The sequence below is a fragment of the Kitasatospora sp. NPDC098663 genome (genome assembly GCF_044760075.1).
Taxonomy (GTDB): domain Bacteria; phylum Actinomycetota; class Actinomycetes; order Streptomycetales; family Streptomycetaceae; genus Kitasatospora.
Genome location: NZ_JBIWAP010000061.1, coordinates 23064 through 37718 on the forward strand (window position 1 = coordinate 23064; position 14655 = coordinate 37718).

21 protein-coding genes are annotated in these 14655 nt (G+C 71.0%); 9 read left to right on the top strand and 12 right to left on the bottom strand.

Features of this window, described 5'->3' with window-relative positions:
* Nucleotides 1-104 precede the first annotated feature (104 nt).
* The 10 genes from ACIQVZ_RS38240 to ACIQVZ_RS38285 form a co-directional block, all read right to left on the bottom strand.
* Nucleotides 105-623 (bottom strand): hypothetical protein, encoded by a 519-nt coding sequence (locus ACIQVZ_RS38240; protein WP_402456658.1) that lies wholly within the window; start codon nucleotides 621-623, stop codon nucleotides 105-107.
* 109 nt (nucleotides 624-732) lie between these two features.
* Nucleotides 733-1221 carry a hypothetical protein gene (locus ACIQVZ_RS38245; protein ID WP_402456659.1) on the bottom strand — a complete coding sequence of 163 codons (489 nt, stop codon included), beginning with the start codon at nucleotides 1219-1221 and terminating at the stop codon, nucleotides 733-735.
* Between the two features lie 5 nt (nucleotides 1222-1226).
* Nucleotides 1227-1889 carry a hypothetical protein gene (locus ACIQVZ_RS38250; protein WP_402456661.1) on the bottom strand — a complete coding sequence of 221 codons (663 nt, stop codon included), beginning with the start codon at nucleotides 1887-1889 and terminating at the stop codon, nucleotides 1227-1229.
* On the bottom strand, nucleotides 1882-2007 hold the full coding sequence (locus tag ACIQVZ_RS38255; RefSeq protein ID WP_402456662.1) for a hypothetical protein: 126 nt from the start codon (nucleotides 2005-2007) through the stop codon (nucleotides 1882-1884). The genes ACIQVZ_RS38250 and ACIQVZ_RS38255 overlap by 8 nt, the downstream gene beginning before the upstream one ends.
* Before the next feature lie 137 nt (nucleotides 2008-2144).
* Nucleotides 2145-2273 (bottom strand): hypothetical protein, encoded by a 129-nt coding sequence (locus tag ACIQVZ_RS38260; protein ID WP_402456664.1) that lies wholly within the window; start codon nucleotides 2271-2273, stop codon nucleotides 2145-2147.
* Between the two features lie 169 nt (nucleotides 2274-2442).
* Nucleotides 2443-3063 carry a hypothetical protein gene (locus ACIQVZ_RS38265; RefSeq protein ID WP_402456666.1) on the bottom strand — a complete coding sequence of 207 codons (621 nt, stop codon included), beginning with the start codon at nucleotides 3061-3063 and terminating at the stop codon, nucleotides 2443-2445.
* 368 nt (nucleotides 3064-3431) lie between these two features.
* Nucleotides 3432-3674: a hypothetical protein gene (locus ACIQVZ_RS38270; protein WP_402456667.1), complete on the bottom strand. Its 243-nt coding sequence runs from the start codon at nucleotides 3672-3674 to the stop codon at nucleotides 3432-3434.
* On the bottom strand, nucleotides 3674-3808 hold the full coding sequence (locus ACIQVZ_RS38275; RefSeq protein WP_402456669.1) for a hypothetical protein: 135 nt from the start codon (nucleotides 3806-3808) through the stop codon (nucleotides 3674-3676). Before ACIQVZ_RS38275 ends, ACIQVZ_RS38270 begins: the two co-directional genes overlap by 1 nt.
* Nucleotides 3805-3975, bottom strand: a complete 171-nt coding sequence (locus ACIQVZ_RS38280; protein WP_402456671.1) for a hypothetical protein — start codon at nucleotides 3973-3975, stop codon at nucleotides 3805-3807. The genes ACIQVZ_RS38275 and ACIQVZ_RS38280 overlap by 4 nt, the downstream gene beginning before the upstream one ends.
* Before the next feature lie 2 nt (nucleotides 3976-3977).
* A complete protein-coding gene (locus tag ACIQVZ_RS38285) occupies nucleotides 3978-4313 on the bottom strand; it encodes a hypothetical protein (RefSeq protein WP_402456673.1) in 336 nt (111 codons plus the stop codon).
* Nucleotides 4314-4576: 263 nt separating this feature from the next.
* On the opposite strand from ACIQVZ_RS38285, the gene ACIQVZ_RS38290 reads away from it, so the two are divergent.
* The 9 genes from ACIQVZ_RS38290 (at nucleotide 4577) to ACIQVZ_RS38330 (ending at nucleotide 13353) form a co-directional block, all read left to right on the top strand.
* On the top strand, nucleotides 4577-5323 hold the full coding sequence (locus ACIQVZ_RS38290; protein WP_402456675.1) for a GntR family transcriptional regulator: 747 nt from the start codon (nucleotides 4577-4579) through the stop codon (nucleotides 5321-5323).
* Nucleotides 5324-5545: 222 nt separating this feature from the next.
* Nucleotides 5546-6562 (top strand): AAA family ATPase, encoded by a 1017-nt coding sequence (locus tag ACIQVZ_RS38295; RefSeq protein WP_402456676.1) that lies wholly within the window; start codon nucleotides 5546-5548, stop codon nucleotides 6560-6562.
* Nucleotides 6563-6573: 11 nt separating this feature from the next.
* Nucleotides 6574-7755, top strand: a complete 1182-nt coding sequence (locus tag ACIQVZ_RS38300; RefSeq protein WP_402456677.1) for an HAD-IA family hydrolase — start codon at nucleotides 6574-6576, stop codon at nucleotides 7753-7755.
* Complete coding sequence (locus ACIQVZ_RS38305; protein WP_402456679.1) at nucleotides 7752-8603, top strand: DUF1932 domain-containing protein; 852 nt, start codon at nucleotides 7752-7754, stop codon at nucleotides 8601-8603. Before ACIQVZ_RS38300 ends, ACIQVZ_RS38305 begins: the two co-directional genes overlap by 4 nt.
* A 106-nt stretch (nucleotides 8604-8709) precedes the next feature.
* Entirely contained in the window at nucleotides 8710-9123 is a 414-nt protein-coding gene (locus ACIQVZ_RS38310; RefSeq protein WP_402456681.1) for a DUF4357 domain-containing protein, read from the top strand.
* A 534-nt stretch (nucleotides 9124-9657) separates the two neighbouring features.
* On the top strand, nucleotides 9658-10824 hold the full coding sequence (locus tag ACIQVZ_RS38315; protein WP_402456682.1) for a hypothetical protein: 1167 nt from the start codon (nucleotides 9658-9660) through the stop codon (nucleotides 10822-10824).
* A gap of 90 nt (nucleotides 10825-10914) precedes the next feature.
* Entirely contained in the window at nucleotides 10915-12495 is a 1581-nt protein-coding gene (locus ACIQVZ_RS38320) for a replicative DNA helicase (protein ID WP_402456684.1), read from the top strand.
* Nucleotides 12496-12667: 172 nt separating this feature from the next.
* A complete protein-coding gene (locus tag ACIQVZ_RS38325) occupies nucleotides 12668-13018 on the top strand; it encodes a hypothetical protein (RefSeq protein WP_402456686.1) in 351 nt (116 codons plus the stop codon).
* Nucleotides 13019-13065: 47 nt separating this feature from the next.
* Nucleotides 13066-13353 carry an acyltransferase gene (locus tag ACIQVZ_RS38330; RefSeq protein ID WP_402456688.1) on the top strand — a complete coding sequence of 96 codons (288 nt, stop codon included), beginning with the start codon at nucleotides 13066-13068 and terminating at the stop codon, nucleotides 13351-13353.
* Between the two features lie 53 nt (nucleotides 13354-13406).
* Here the strand turns inward: ACIQVZ_RS38330 and ACIQVZ_RS38335 are convergent, their stop codons facing one another.
* Together ACIQVZ_RS38335 and ACIQVZ_RS38340 are read right to left on the bottom strand one after the other, a co-directional pair.
* The gene (locus ACIQVZ_RS38335; RefSeq protein ID WP_402456690.1) at nucleotides 13407-14105 is read right to left on the bottom strand and encodes a restriction endonuclease; all 699 of its coding nucleotides are present in this window, start codon (nucleotides 14103-14105) and stop codon (nucleotides 13407-13409) included.
* Between the two features lie 61 nt (nucleotides 14106-14166).
* Nucleotides 14167-14343: a hypothetical protein gene (locus ACIQVZ_RS38340; RefSeq protein ID WP_402456691.1), complete on the bottom strand. Its 177-nt coding sequence runs from the start codon at nucleotides 14341-14343 to the stop codon at nucleotides 14167-14169.
* Nucleotides 14344-14655: the final 312 nt, after the last annotated feature.

Here is a 14655-nt window from a genome sequence, read left to right on the forward strand (position 1 = left end):
CCGGGCGGTTGCGGCCGTCCGCACTCGGCCCCGGGGCCGGCCGCGCGGGGCGGCCGGGCCGGGTGGGTGCGGGCGACCGGTGGCGTCCGGAGACGCGGCGCTGGTCAGCCGATGGCGCCGAGCATCTGCGCGCCGAGGTTGTTGACGGCGGGGATGACGCTCACGGCGACGGCGCCGCCGAGGACGGCGGACAGGCCGAGAAGGACGCCGGCGAGGATGCCGCGCTTGGCGAGCTTCTTCTCCTCGGACTTGATTGCCTTCCAGACGCCGAAGATCGCGAGGGTGACCAGGACGAGGACGATGTTGCCCTCGGCGGACAGCTCGACCGGGGTCGCGCGGACGGCCCTGGTCGAGTTGCCGCCGGCCAGCCCCCACAGGGCGAGGCTGCCGGCGCCGTTGCCGAGCCAGGTGATGGCCCCGGCGCCGAAGCCGATCAGGCCGCCGGTGCACATGCTCGCGAGGCCGCCGTAGGCGATGCCCCCGGCGAAGGGGATGAGGGTCTTCCAGTCCTTCTTCTTGGCCCTGAAGTTCGCCTTGATCCAGCCGGAGGCGAAATGGACGGGAATGCCGACGCCGACGGTCAGGCCGCCGGCGGTCAGGGCGGTGGTGGGGATGTTCAGCACGGGGTGACCTCCAGGTCAGGGATGGACGGCGGCCAGGACCTGGTCGCCGGGGGCGTTGATCGCGGGCAGGCGGTAGAGGTGGTCCATGCGGCGGGTGGTCTCCTGACGGTCAGTAGAGGGCGGCCAGGATCCGGTCGCCCAGGGCGTTGGTGGCGGGGATGAGGGTGGCGGCGGCCAGGCCGGAGACCCCTCCCGCGAGGCCGAGCGCGGACCCGGAGACGATCCCGGCGGTGAGCTGGCGGCGCAGCTGGTAGTCGCAGCAGCGCCAGGCGAGCACGACCGTGATCGCGAGCAGGGTGGTGGCGACGCCGCCGCCGGCGCTCATCCCGGCGGCGTGGGCCTGGGGGAGGAGCTGGCCGGAGCCGGTGCCGGAGAGCTTGTTGCCGAGCGGGTTGGTGGCGTCGGTGGTCAGGCGGCGGGCGGCGAGGCCGAGCAGGCCGCCGGAGCACAGGGCGCCGAGGAGGCCGACGAGGAGGCCGCCGGTCAGGGCGGCGGCGCCGGGCATCTGTCGGTCGTGGCGCCACCAGCGGGCGGCGGTGAGGACGAGGATCGCGGCGGCGAGGGCGAGGCCGCCGAGGGAAAGCTGAGCGGTAGTCACCGGCTTCAGACCCCCGTGGTGAGGTAGCCGACCAGGTGCAGCCCGGCGGGGGTCAGCGCCAGCGAGGAGACCAGGGAGAAGGTGAGGACCCGAACTGGCCACACCCGCTGGCCGAGGAAGCGGTACTCCAGCAGGAGCGCTCCGGTCAGCCCGGCCAGCAGGACGCCCGGCTCGTCGCCGAAGACGTGCAGTGTCGGGTTCCAGAGGGACCTGGCCACGATCACCCCGACAGCCAGGGCGAGGCCGGTGGCGACCGGGCGGATCCGCGAGATCGCGAACCGCGGCGGGGCCGGGGCAGTCGGCGCCGGGGCGGCCGGGTAGTAGTGGTTGTGCACGTAGGTGACGGGCGGCGCCGCCGCGTACGCGGGAGCCGGAGCCGTCGCCACCCCACCCCCGCCCCCGCCCCCGCCCCCGGGCCTGTGCCACCACTCACCCGGCTCCGGCAGACCCGCCGCACCGGGCGGCGGCCCGGACGGCGGAGGCGGCGGAGGAACAGCGGGCGGCCCGGCCGGCGGCGGAGGCGGCGCGACCGGGGGACCGGCCGGCGAGGGCGGGGCGCTGCGCCGGGGCGGCGGCAGAAACGCGTCCGGGGTGCCGGCGGGCGGGGCGCTGTCGGCGCGCTCGCCGGAGAGCTCGACGACCGTCGGCTCGATCGGCTGGTCAGCCATCGGTGTCCTTCCTCTCGGTCGGGGCGAAGAAAGCGGTGGCGGCCTCGGCGACCAGCACCAGGAGGCTGGTGACGGCGCTGCTGGCGAAGAACCAGAGGAAGATCTGGTCCGGGTCCATGACGACCTCCATGCGGGACTGGGTGGTGGTGCGGCGGGGCGCCACCGGGCCGGCCTGCTGGCCCGGGGTGCGGGAGAGTGGGGTGTTGCCCGCCCGGACGCCGTGCCGCCGGGGCGGGCAACGGGGGGCGGTACCGGTCAGTCGACGCTCTCGTCCATGTAGGCCTCGTACTCGGCCTGGTCGGCTTCTTCGTACGCGGCGTCCATGGCGGCGAGGTCGGCCTGCCAGGCGTCGTACTCGGCGGGCGTCATCGGGAACTTGGCCATGACGGCCTCCTTCTTTCGGTGGCGGGGGCCTGGGTGGTCCCGGGGCTCCCTCGCCAGTGCGGGCGCCGCTCGGCGGCCGTGCGGTCAGGGCGGCTCCGGGCGGGAGCTGGTGGGACAGGAGCCCGGTCGGGCGACGGATGAGGCTGGCAGCGGGGCCGGTGCCGGCGGGCTAGTCCGCGAGGCTGCCGTCGGGGTAGCGGCGGACCCCGTCCTTGCAGTGGATGACGTAGCAGCCGCGCGGGTCCCGGTCGGAGCGGTCGGCGCGGAACGGCGACCACGCCTCGACCACGTCCCGGACGTCCTTGCCCCAGGCGTCCAGCGGGTCGTCGCCGAACGCGGCGAGCTCCTGCTCGGTGTAGTGCTTGAGGGCGTGCTCGCGGGCCAGCTCGCGTCGGGCGGCCTTCGCGGTGACTCGGGTCCGGGCGGTGGTCGCGGCCTCGAGGGCGGCGTCGGCGGCGGCCTCGTTGGCGATCTCCGCCTCCAGCTCGGCGAAGTCGTTGCCGGCCTCGGCCGGGAGGACCACCTCGATCGAGGCGTCGGTGCGCATGATCGCGTCGGCGCTCTGGGCCAGCAGGCGGCGGCGGGTCTCGCTGCCGTCGAGCTCACCCTTCAGCCACATCCCGGCGTCGGTACCGGTCAGCGCCGCGACCTCGGTGGCGAACCGCTGCGCCGGGCTGGCCCAGGCCTGCGGGGCGGTCGTGGCGGTGGCGCGGACGATGTGCCGGGCGAGAACGGCGGCGCCGCTGGTCGGGACGGCGGCCGGGCGGCGGCCGGTGAGGGTGCGGGACATGCGGGTGCCTCCTGGATCGGTGGGGCTGGGGGGCGTTGCTGGTGGTGGGCCCTGGCGGGGCCCGCCGCACCACTCCCGGCCCCGTCCCGGCATGGGCATGCCAGGACAGTTCCGAGAGGCAGGCGGCGGGAGACTGCCGTATAGAGAGAGGGGGAGAGGGAGGGGGCTACTTGCCGGAGCCGGAACCGCCGGCCTTCGCGGCCTTCGCCCTGGCGTGAGCCTCGCGGGCCCGCCTGAGCTGCTCGTCCTGCTGCTGGCGCTGCGCGTCCTCGGCGGTCACCGGCCGCCTCCCTTCGGGGTGGCGGGCTTCGGCGGGGTGGGGGCCGGCGTGCCGCCGCCGGCGTAGCTGCGGCAGAGGTGGCTGATGGTCACTGCGCGCCCCCGTCCTGGCGGTACGGGCGGCCGAAGTTGCGGACGATGTGATCGCCATCGCCGTCGCCCGGCTCGAAGGTCTTCACCTGCGCGATCTGGTGGTGGCGCCGGGCGGTCGCCTCGTCGTACGGGGCGTGCCAGCCGGTGGTCGACATGCCGCTGGTGCGGGTCGTCGTCGTGGCGGAGGCCTTGGAAGCCGGGGTGCTGGAGCCGAGGCCCAGCCGGGAGAGGAGGCCCATCACTCCTGCCCTCCCGTCTGCTGTCCGGCGGCGGTGGCCGCGTCGTCACGGTCGGCGGCGTGCTTCGACTCCAGCCGGCCGACCTGCTCCTGGACCTGCCGCTCCAGCTCGGCGGCGCTGTCGGTGGTGCTCACTGGGACGCCCCCTGTCCGGTCGACCGGCCGTGCTGGGCGGTGTAGTCGGCGGCCGCGGCCTGGCAGACTTCGCGGATCTGGTCCGGCGTCCGCGCCGCGTGGATCGCGGTGTGCAGCGCCTCGGCGCGCTGGGCGACCACCCGCGCCTGCTCGTCCGTCTGCGCCATGATCAGCACCCCGCCATCTGCGGCCGCAGGCCGTTGATGAACTCGGTGACGGCGTTCTGCACGAACCAGCTGATGTGGGTCCAGGTCGTGGCAGCCTTCTCGACGTGCCCGGCGGCCTGCCTCCAGACCTCGGCGACGACCGTGTTCACCGCGCCGACGCTGGCGGCCGGGTCGGCGGACGTCAGGTCCCGGATCACGAGGGCGATGACCTGGTCCTCGTACTGGTCCTGGAGGCCGGTGCAGTACTCGTCGCCGCCCGCCAGGTTGACGGGGGCGACGAGGGCGATGACCTGCCCCTCGGTGGGGGCGATGCACAGGATGCGGGGGGTTTCGGGCATGCTGAACACGCGAATCACGGCTCCTTCGGAGAGCTGGGCTTCGAAGCGGCTCCGGCGCGTCTAGCCACGCGCTGGGGCCGCGTCTGTGTGGACACAGCGGTCGTACGAATCTGCGCCTTCTTGCCGGGGCTTGACGCTCCGCCCGTTGGCACACCATGAGTACATCCCAAGTGCGATGCACTGTCAAGCCAATGCGATGCACTTCAAGAAAAGTGCATCGCACTTCATGGCGGGCGAGTTGCACGCTGGATAAGATGCAACGCATGAGCGACCGCGACCGCCCGGACCGTCCGACCTTCAGGGTCGTGGCCGACCAGATCCGTGCTGCCATCCGATCCGGGACCTACGCCCCGGGCTCCACGCTTCCGCCTGATGTGCGCCTGGCCGAGGACTTCGGCACGAATCGGAACATCGTCGGCAAGGCGATCGTGTTGCTCACTGCGGAAGGCTTCGTGAGCAAGGCCCCCAACCAGCGGGGCGCAACGGTAACCCGCATCGTCGCCAAGTTCCGCCGAGACTCCGAGGGCTCCTTCAACGCCGCGATCCAGGCACTCGGCATGGCACCGGAGTCGCGTGTCCGCGTCTCGCGGGCGGCTCCGCCGGCCACGGTCGCCGACATTCTCGGTGTCCCGGCCGGCAGCGAGTCGGCCGTTGTACACGCCCTTCACGTGTACGCCGACGCCACACCGGTGCTGCTGGTCGACAGCTACATCCCCGTGACCGTCGCCCAGGCCGCCGGACTGGAGACCGAGGACACCGGCGCTGGAGGCATGCTTCCCCGACTCGCGGAAGCCGGATACCGGCAGACCAGCGTCGAAGAGATCATCAACGTCCGAACGCCTTCCCCCGACGAGGCCGAGAAGCTCGACCTGACGGAGGACCACCGGGTGTTCGAACTGGTCAACATCACACGCACCGAGGACGGAGCCGCCGTTCTGGTGGCCTTGCACACGATGCCCGTGCATCTGTGGGAGCTGTCGTACCGCCGGGCGGCCGATCCCCAGCGGTAACGCACTGCCGGGAAAGTCGCCCTCCAACCTGCTCATGTTCGACCCCTCCTACCCGCTGCTGTTGACGTCCATCACAGCGGCTGGAGACTCAGAGCAACATCACAGCCAGTTAGCCAAGTTCATGAACTGACAGAGTCACTGGTCTTCACATCTACGTACACACGGGTTTCGGCGGTGCGCACCTAGGCTCCGCTCATGGCGACAATGAGGGCAGGCGGGGACATGGGGCGGGACCACATCGGGTGGCGGCCGGAGCGACTGCGCGAGCAACGTGAGGCGCACGGCCTGACACTTGAGCAGGCCGGTGACCGGCTACGCACCGTTGCAAGAACCGCAGGACTGAAGGACGTGCCGGCCGCGAATCCACAGACCTTGTGGCAACACGAGCAAGGCGAGGTCTACCCGGGGCCGCCCTACCGTCGGGCGTACTGCCTGCTGTACGCCTCCACGGACTGGGAGCTGGGGTTCCGCAGCCCCCTGCCTGGCGAAGAGCCGAGCAAGCTCGGCCTGACGCCCTCGAACGACCAGCACACGGGGGCTCACGTCCTCGCCATTGAGCGCGCTCTTCTCCAGATCGCGCCCGGTACCGACGGCGCCGATCACTTCGGTATCTCACAGCGGATCATGGATGCCTGGCGACGCCGCCACACCGGTGGAGACCCGCACAAGCCCACGTTGGTTCTGGTCGGCGGCTACGCGGGATCGGGGAAGACCGAGCTCTCCCGCTTCCTCTCCGAGATCAGCGGGTGGCCGCTCTTGGACAAGGACCCGATGTGCCGCCCGCTGGTGGAATCGCTCCTGGTCGCTCTCGGCTCGGACCGCAACGACCGGCACACCGAGACCTACCGCTCGAAGGTCCGGCCGCTGGAGTACGAGTCGCTGCTGGCTGCCGTCAACGCCAACATCGACTGCGGGATCTCGTCGATCGTCACGGCGCCCCTCATCGCCGAGTTCAGCGACGAGGGCTGGATGAGGCGTCTTAAGAGCCGCTGCGAGGCTCGCGGAGTAACGGTGGCACCGGTGTGGGTACAGTGCGACGTCGACTCGATGAAGGACTACATCAGCTACCGCTCGGCCGCTCGCGACACCTGGAAGTTGGACAACTGGGCGGAGTACTCCGCGAGTCTGAACGTGGAGCTCCGGCCGGTGGTCGACCACATGGTGGTGGACAACAGGCACGGCGCCGCAGTGGCGATGGCAGACCGGGCTCGACTGGCGCTCGGGGCGGTACGCTCATGAGCCCCCGCGGAGTGATCCTCTACGGGCCGCCGGCCTCCGGAAAGGACACCGTCACGCGCGCCTTGTCCTCACTCGACCCCGCGTTCGCTCTGTTCTCCCGGGTGAAGGTCGGACCTGGCCGGTCCGCCGGCTATCGGATGGGAACCCCCGAACTGCTGGCCCAGCTGCGCACCACACCGGGCGCCGTGGTCTACGAGAACGCGAGATACGACAGCACCTACGTGACGGACCGGCCGGGGCTCGACTCCGCCTTCGAGTCCGGGGTGCCGGTGATGCATCTGGGGCAGATCGACGGGGTGCGGGCGGTACTGGACGGTTACCCCGCGGACTGGCTCACCGTGCTGCTCTGGTGCCCCAAGGAAGCCACCGCCAGCCGATCAGCGGACCGCGGCGACGCGGACACCCCCGCGCGCGTGGCCGCTTGGAATGCCACGAAGGAGGACCTGGAGGCGAATCCGAGCTTCAGGTTCGACCTGGTGGTCCGCACCGACGCCACCCCACCCGAGCAGGCCGCCGAGCAGATCCGCCAGGCGCTCGCCGAAGGCGAGCAGCAGTTGGTGATGTTGGACTTCGACGACACTCTGGTCGACCGCCTCACCGCGGTGACTTCCTGGATCTCCGGGTACTGCGCCGCTCACGGCCTGACACCGGAGACCGAGCACCGGATGCTCGGTGCCATGCGAGTCCGCGCGGACCTGCAGACGTTCGAGGACTTGCACGCCGAACTGCAACTACCCGAGTCGCCTGATCAGCTCTGGGACCGTTACAACGCCGAGCTCCCTGCGACGGTGCGGCCCTACCCCGGTGTACTGGATGCACTGGCAGCGGTCCGAAGTAGCGGACGACGACTCATCGTCGTCACCAACGGAGGCGCCCGGATCCAGCGCGCCAAGCTGAAATCGAGCGGCATCGCCGACCACGTCGACGCGGTGTGCATCTCCGAGGAAACCGGCTCTCGCAAGCCGGATCTGCTGATCTTCGAGAAGGCAGCTGCGAGCGTAGCGCGCAACCTCGCTCAGGGTGGCTGGATGGTCGGGGACAACGCCGCGCTGGACGTGACCGGCGGCCGCGAGGCAGGGCTGCGCACCGCCTGGATCTCCCACGGCCGGCCTTGGCCGGGCGGCCCGGCGCCAGACTTTATCGCGCGCGACGTCCTGGAAGCCCTGAACCACATCCTTGGCGGTGCTCGATGACGGGTAACCAGGTCGTGGTCGGAATCCTGCACCCGGGCAGCATGGGCGCGGCGGTCGCAGCGTGCGCGGTGTCCGCCGGAGCGCGGGTGCTGTGGTGCCCAGCGGGGCGCAGCGGGGCCACCGCGACGCGGGCCGAGCAGTTTGGCCTGGAGCCGGTGACCGGGCTGTCCGAGTTGCTGGGGCGGGCCGAGGTGGTGCTGAGTTTGTGCCCGCCGGCCGCGGCTGAGGATCTCGCGGCAGAGGTGGCAGGCCACGGGTTCGGCGGCCTGTATGTAGAAGCGAATGCCATTGGCCCGGAGCGGGCACGGCGCATCGCAGAGCTGCTTGCCGACTCGGCACGGGCCGTGGTCGACGGCGCCGTGATCGGCTCGCCGCCAATCGGCTCCAAGCGAGCGCGCCTGTTCCTGTCGGGCCCACCGCAGGAGGCCGCAGTGGTGGAGAGGCTGTTTGCCAATACGGCGGTGGCAACTCCGGTCCTGGGCGAAGAGATCGGGCAGGCGAGCGCGCTGAAGTTGGCCTACAGCACCTACCAGAAGACGAGCAGAGTACTCGCTGCGCTCTCCTTCGGCTTGGCGCAGCACCATGGCGTCGGCGAGGAACTACTCGCGGTCGCAAGCGGCCGCTCCGGGAGCTACCTGACCGAGACGGACTACATCGCCAAGGTCGCAGCCCGCGCCTGGCGGTGGGCACCGGAGATGGACGAGGCAGCAGCCGCGCTGCACGGTGCTGGCCTGCCCGACGAAGTCCTGCGGGCCGTGGCGGACACGCTCAGGCGCTGGAACTCGGCGAAGAATGCTACGACGTTGACCGTCGAGCAAGCTCTGGCGCTACTGGCCATTGAGCAGTGATGCCAGCCGCAGCCAATCAAGAAGTTCTGCTAAGTCGCTCGAAACCTTGGGTAATCTTGTGCTAGCTTGGCCTTCTTGATCATCACTACTTTGGGGGTACTCGCTCGTGCCGACGCTGAGCATCCACTTCGAACCGGAGATCCTGGCCCACCTGGCCCAAGCCGCGGCGGGAGATACAGTTCACGTGACTCTGAGCCTCGGGGGCGATTCGGCGCCGGCTCAGGTCACAGCCGTGACCCCCAAGGGCCCCCTCGCCGAACTCATGAAGGCAGGCCTGCTCGCCGCCGGCACCGTGCTGACCTTCCGCCAGCCGCGGGCCAATCGCGCGGGGCGAGCCGTCGTCACGCCTGAGGGCCAACTCATTGTCGACGGACACCCACTGCCCTTCCCGTCGCCGTCCAAGGCGGCTGGCGCAGTGACGGGGAACCTGATCAACGGGTGGACACTGTGGCACACGCCGAATGGCCAGACGCTCGACGACCTTCGAGAAGAGCTCAAAATCAAGACAGCCGCCGCATGACGGCGACCTCTGTCCACAGGCTTCCCGCCGGAACCTAAATCCGACGGACACGCCCGGCATCGCCTGGGCGAGAGGGCCCGGCCCCTTCAGGGCTAGGCTCCGACCGGTGCCCGGAAACGAGCGCCGCAGTTCTTGAACACACGAAAGCGGCCCCACCAAATCCGCCAAGATTCTGGGCCGCTCTCGTTGACCTAACCATTTAGCTGTTGTCGGTCCGACGGTACCAGTCGTACCCGGCTCCCGGCGAGAGACACCTGTCTCCTCGCACGGCCGGGTGATCGCCTGGTGCCGATGGACTGGCAACAGCGGGAAGAGGGCACCCTTGCGCCACCCCGCTCCTCCGCACCGCCGTGTCGTCCCGGCCCGCGCCATCCGCCAGTCCCCGCCCAAACCGGGCGAACGCTGTCCACAGATCACCCGTGCGACCTCTATGGGCATGCCGTACTACGCCCATGTCCAGAGCCATCCCGACCACCATCCGGCCGTCCAGGCCAGGCTGCTCCTGGTGCCCACCGCCGGATCGGCGGTGGCGAGGTGAGTGAGAAGCGGTTCTCGATCGCGGCCGTCGTACCGGACGTCAACATCCGGGCGGAGACCTTCTACCAGCACGGCCTGGACCAGATCGACATCCTGGTGTACATCCACCTGCGCTTCAAGCCGCACGGTGCCCAGTTCACCGCGGACTCGCTGACGGCCGAGCTCCAGCTCCTGGGCTGGCGCGGCGGCAACCACCAGCTGATCTCGAAGCGCACCGTGACCGCGTCGCTGCGCCGGCTGACCGGGGCGAAGTACATCCGCAAGCAGCAGGACCACGCCGCCGGCGGGCAGTTCGGCAGTGTCAGCTACGAGTTCTTCCCGGTCCAGCAGCACGGCGGCCCGGAATCGGCAAAACCGCAGGTCACACCGTTCGTGGAGCCCGCTGCCGCCGATCCGGTGATGCTGCCCGCCCAAACAAGTAATGAAATGGTAAACCCGCAGGTCGTACCGCATGACGGCAACGACCGCATGCGGGTGGCACCGTTGGACGGCGAGAAGACAAACCCGCAGGTCGCACCGCATGTCGGCGATGCCCGCATGCGGGCGACGGCGTCAGACGGCGACGACCGCATGCGGGGGGTAAACCCGCAGGTCGCACCGCGTGTGGGCGTCACCGACATGCGGTCCGCTCCCCCCACACCCCCGGTGGTGGTAGGTACTACCACCACCACCAACCTCCTCCAGAGCCGTGCCGCGCAACAGGCCGCGCAGCAGCCACGGCAGTCGAAGGGCAGGTTCGGACACAAGCAGCAGCCGGTCGATCCGGCGCTGGGCGTGGCCGAGAACTTCCTGCAGCAGGTGCCGGGCGTGGGCCCGGACACCGCCCGCCGCCTGGCGGCGCAGTTGCTGGGCCGGGCGACCGAGCAGGGCTGGACACCGGGGCCGGAGCTGCTGGCCTGGCTGACCGACGACCCGAAGAGCGAGGTACGGCGCTGGTCCAACGTGCTGCCCGCCCGGATCCGTGACCTGCCGCGCTACCGGCCGGGTTTGGTGCGTCTGCCTGGCCAGCCCGACGCTGGCCCAGCGCCTGTGGCTACCTGTGCGCGCTGTGCCGACGCCGCCAGCGTCGGGCTGCGGCCCGGCCAGATCTGGGGCGAGAAGGTCGGCCCCGGCGGCGAGCTAGTGGACGTGGCCGTGGCGTGCAGGCACGAGCCGACGGCCTGAGGACCGAAGAACACGGCGCTGGCCCGGTGCGGACACACCGGGCCAGCTGTCGACCCCGCCAACCATGACGAGAACGGGATCACCCTGATCATGCCCAAGACCAGCAACAACGACCAGTACGAGCCGGGACCGGACGAGGACGAGTTCGGCGACGACCGCCAGAGCGCCCGCGACGCCCGGCGCCTGGCCGCCGAGGAACCGATCCTCGGCGCCCTGCTGATGGCCACCCAGTCCTACGACGTGGTGACCGATGTCGCCGACGAACTGCGCGGCGAGTCCCCGTGGGTCCGCGGCGCCCACCAGCTGATCTGGGACGCGGTGATCAACCTGCACGGCCGCAAACTGCCCACCAGCCCCCAGGCCGTCGCCCAGGAACTCGACCGCTCGGGCAACCTTGCCAAGGCCGGCGGCCCCGGATACCTCCACCGTCTGGCCACCATCGCGCATCCGGCAGCCTCTGCGGCCTACTACGCCGCGCACCTTCGAGGCCTCGTCCGTCTGGAGGCTCTGCGGCAGATTGCCGAACGCGGGATCAATCGCGCCGACTCCGCCGACCCCGAGCAGCCCGAGGACGCCATCACCGCGCACCTCGCCGAAGTCGAGCAGCTGCTCGGCGCCGAGGTCCGCGACGACGACTTCGGCCGCTTCGGCGACTACCTGCCCGACGAGCTGGCCGCCCTGGAGGAGGAGGACACCGAGCCTTTCGCGATCAGCGGCTTCACCGACGTCGACACGCTGATGAACTGGCGGCCCGGGGAGATCATCGTCGTCGCCGCGAGGCCCGCCATGGGCAAGAGCGCCTTCGCCCTGGGCGTGGCCACCGCCACTGCCGCCACCGGCCGCCCCGTGCTGTTCTGCTCGTTGGAGATGGGCCGCGCCGAGGTCACCAAGCGCGTCCTCGCCGCCAAGTCCCGCGTCGCCTTCAACCATCTCAACCGTGGCAAGAGCGCCATCACCGACGACGACTGGACTCGCATCGGCCACCATGTCGGAGCCCTCAAGTCCCTGCCGCTGTGGACCGACTTCGGCGGCCGCACCACCCCCGGCCGCATCCGCTCCCGGGCACGGAGCCTGGCCAAGCAGACCGGCCAAGCCCCGCTGGTCATCATCGACTACATCGGCCTCCTCGGTGCCGACCGCACCAGCCGTCGCGCCGAGAACCGTTACGCGGAGATGACCGACATCAGCCGCGAGCTCAAGCTCCTCGCCAAGGAGGACCAGCTCACCGTCATCGCGCTGGCCCAGCTCAACCGGGAGAACGAGAAGCGCCAGGACAAGCGTCCCGTCCCCTCCGACCTGCGCGACTCCGGCGCCATCGAGCAGGACGCCGACGCCATCCTGCTGCTGCACCGCGAGGACTACTACGACAAGGAGACGCCGCGCGCCGGCGAAACCGACATCATCGTCGGCAAACACCGCAACGGACCCACTGCGACCTGCACTGTCTCCCACCAGTTCCACTTCAGCCGGCTGGTCGACATGATGCGCGACGTCGACAACGACAACGGCTACCAGCCCACCAGCGTCATTCACCAGACTGGCGCCAGCAGCATCGCCACGATCAGCCCCGAACGCGCCGCCGACCTCGGCTGGACCGGCGAAGTCGATGGAACTGCTGCGGGCCCGGAATGGACGCCCGGCTCCAGCCTGGCGTCGGACCTCGGGCTCTGACAGGCGCGAGGAGCGCCCTGAGCGCCCCTCAGGGCGCCTAGCGGCCCCGCCTGCGGCTGGAGGCCGGGCGGGGCCGCGATCGCCCCTGAGGAGACGATTTAGCGATCCACCCAAGGAGCCGCACGATGGCAACGACAGACGAAAGAAGCTGGAGACCTCGGTCAGGTAGCCGGTGACCGGCTGGTCGTCCAGGTCGACGGCCCAGAAGACACGGCCGAAGAGCGACTCCTCGATCCGCACCCGCGACGACGGATGCGTCGGCTACCACCGGGCGTTCGCCGAGATCCGCCGCACGCCCACCGTCATCAACCTTGCCATCGCCGAGCGCCGGGCCCGCACCGACCGGGCGACGCGCACCGCCGCGGCCGTCCGGGACGGCCGGCCCGGTCAGGGTGTGGACCGGGCCGCGGCGGACGAGCTCGCGCGGGACCTGGCCGAGCTCGCCGACGCCTACCTCGCCGTCGACGGGCCGGCCGAGCCGTGCCCGCCCGCGGCCGGCGGCCGCCACCCGGTCGGGGCCTGACGGGCCTACAGCGGGGCCGCCGTCGGGAGGCCCGTCACCTGGCGTATATGGGCACGTCGACGGAGGATCTGCTGCGGGCCACGGTGGCCGCGCTGCTCCGTGCCACGGGCGAGTCGCAGGCCGACCTGGCGCTCGGGCTCGGGCTCAGCCAGGCGCAGGTCAGCCGGAAACTGGGCGGTCGGCACGGCTGGGCGGTGACCGACCTCGATCGGCTCTCGGTGCACTACGGCATCGCCGTCGTCGACCTCGTGGTCGGTCCCACCCACGCGTTGAAGCTGCTGCCGGAGAAGCGCCGTGCCCTCGTCGGCGGCACCCAGACGGTGATCGCGGTATAGCGGGGCGCGCACCCGGACTGCCGGACACGCGCCTCGCGCGAGCGCCTGACCGGTCAGTTCTGCTGGCCGCCGCGGGGTGCGGGGACGTGGGGCAGGACGTTCCACAGGGGCTGGCCGCCGGCGGCCCAGCGGGCGAGGGCGGTCCGGTCGACGAGGAGGAGTCCTTGTTCGGCGCCCCAGCGGTGGGCGTCGCGGGAGAAGCGGCCGTTGGTGACGACGGCGGCGAGGTGGGCGTTGTGGGCGCGCTGGTAGGTGCCGGCGAGGGCGTACAGGACGCCGACGCCCACCGGCTTGCCGCCGACGGGATCCTGTTTGTGCTTGCACTGCACGGCCCAGCGCCGCCCGGCCGGATCCTCGGCGAGGACGTCCACGCTCTGGTCGTTGGCCCGTCCGACCTTGCGGGCGCGGCAGCCGTCGCGCTGCAGCAGGTCGCGTACCGCGTACTCGAAGCCGTCCGGCGTCATGTGGTCGATCCCGCCCGGGCCGCTGAGCGCCAGGCGCAGCTGGGCGGCGCGCAGCCGGTGTTCGCGGGCTGCCAGGGCGCGGTTTCGCAGGACGACCGCGGCGCCGCAGCCGGCCGCCAGGGCGAGGCCGGTGGGGATCCACCAGTTCGCGGCCAGCCAGCGCAGGACGGCGGCCGCGGTGCTGACCGCTGCGATCGCCAGCAGGGAGTAGGCGAGCCAGGTGGCGTCGTCGCGGCGGGCGGGCCGGCGTCCTCGGCGCCGCCGTGCCGGCGGCCTGCGGCTAGCCACGTGCTGCTCCGGTCCGGTGCACGTCGGGATCCTTCCGGGGTGTCGGTGCCGGGTGGCGTGGTCAGTGGGTGGCGTCGACGGCGATGCCGACGAGCTGGAGGATGGCGTGGCCCCAGGAGGTGGCGGCGATCAGGACGCCGAAGACGACGGCGGTGAAGACGGTGAACGCCTCGTCGGCGCGGCTGCGGGCGTGGGTGGTCCGTCGTAGGCGGGCGATGATCACGATTGCGAGGACCACCGTCGCGCTGATTTGCACTGCCCACCCCCGGGTCTTGTCTAACTCTGTGTGATGCCCTGGTGACCAAGGACCTTGCTGCGTTCGGGTGAGCATGCCAGAGCGCCCACCGTCCCGGGGGCGGTTTCCCGAAAGCGGCCGGACGCGAACGAGCCCGGAGCGCGCCGGCCCCTTGTCGCTGGCTGAGGACGTCCTGGGGCCGGTCAAGGGTGCTTGGCAGCTGTCCTGTGTCAAATGATCTTGACCGTTTGTCAAACGATCTTGATCACATCAGAACGGTTAGCGGTGATCACGAGGTTCGGCTTCACCGGAGCA

Excerpts from the sequence above, each read along its gene's own strand:
- ACIQVZ_RS38295 (WP_402456676.1), top strand. The coding sequence starts at position 5,546 with ATGGGGCGGGACCACATCGGGTGGCGGCCGGAGCGACTGCGCGAGCAA.
- ACIQVZ_RS38320 (WP_402456684.1), top strand. The coding sequence starts at position 10,915 with ATGCCCAAGACCAGCAACAACGACCAGTACGAGCCGGGACCGGACGAG.
- ACIQVZ_RS38270 (WP_402456667.1), bottom strand. The coding sequence starts at position 3,674 with ATGGGCCTCCTCTCCCGGCTGGGCCTCGGCTCCAGCACCCCGGCTTCC.
- ACIQVZ_RS38260 (WP_402456664.1), bottom strand. The coding sequence starts at position 2,273 with ATGGCCAAGTTCCCGATGACGCCCGCCGAGTACGACGCCTGGCAGGCC.
- ACIQVZ_RS38290 (WP_402456675.1), top strand. The coding sequence starts at position 4,577 with ATGAGCGACCGCGACCGCCCGGACCGTCCGACCTTCAGGGTCGTGGCC.
- ACIQVZ_RS38280 (WP_402456671.1), bottom strand. The coding sequence starts at position 3,975 with ATGGCGCAGACGGACGAGCAGGCGCGGGTGGTCGCCCAGCGCGCCGAG.
- ACIQVZ_RS38255 (WP_402456662.1), bottom strand. The coding sequence starts at position 2,007 with ATGGACCCGGACCAGATCTTCCTCTGGTTCTTCGCCAGCAGCGCCGTC.
- ACIQVZ_RS38265 (WP_402456666.1), bottom strand. The coding sequence starts at position 3,063 with ATGTCCCGCACCCTCACCGGCCGCCGCCCGGCCGCCGTCCCGACCAGC.
- ACIQVZ_RS38305 (WP_402456679.1), top strand. The coding sequence starts at position 7,752 with ATGACGGGTAACCAGGTCGTGGTCGGAATCCTGCACCCGGGCAGCATG.
- ACIQVZ_RS38250 (WP_402456661.1), bottom strand. The coding sequence starts at position 1,889 with ATGGCTGACCAGCCGATCGAGCCGACGGTCGTCGAGCTCTCCGGCGAG.
- ACIQVZ_RS38330 (WP_402456688.1), top strand. The coding sequence starts at position 13,066 with ATGGGCACGTCGACGGAGGATCTGCTGCGGGCCACGGTGGCCGCGCTG.
- ACIQVZ_RS38285 (WP_402456673.1), bottom strand. The coding sequence starts at position 4,313 with ATGCCCGAAACCCCCCGCATCCTGTGCATCGCCCCCACCGAGGGGCAG.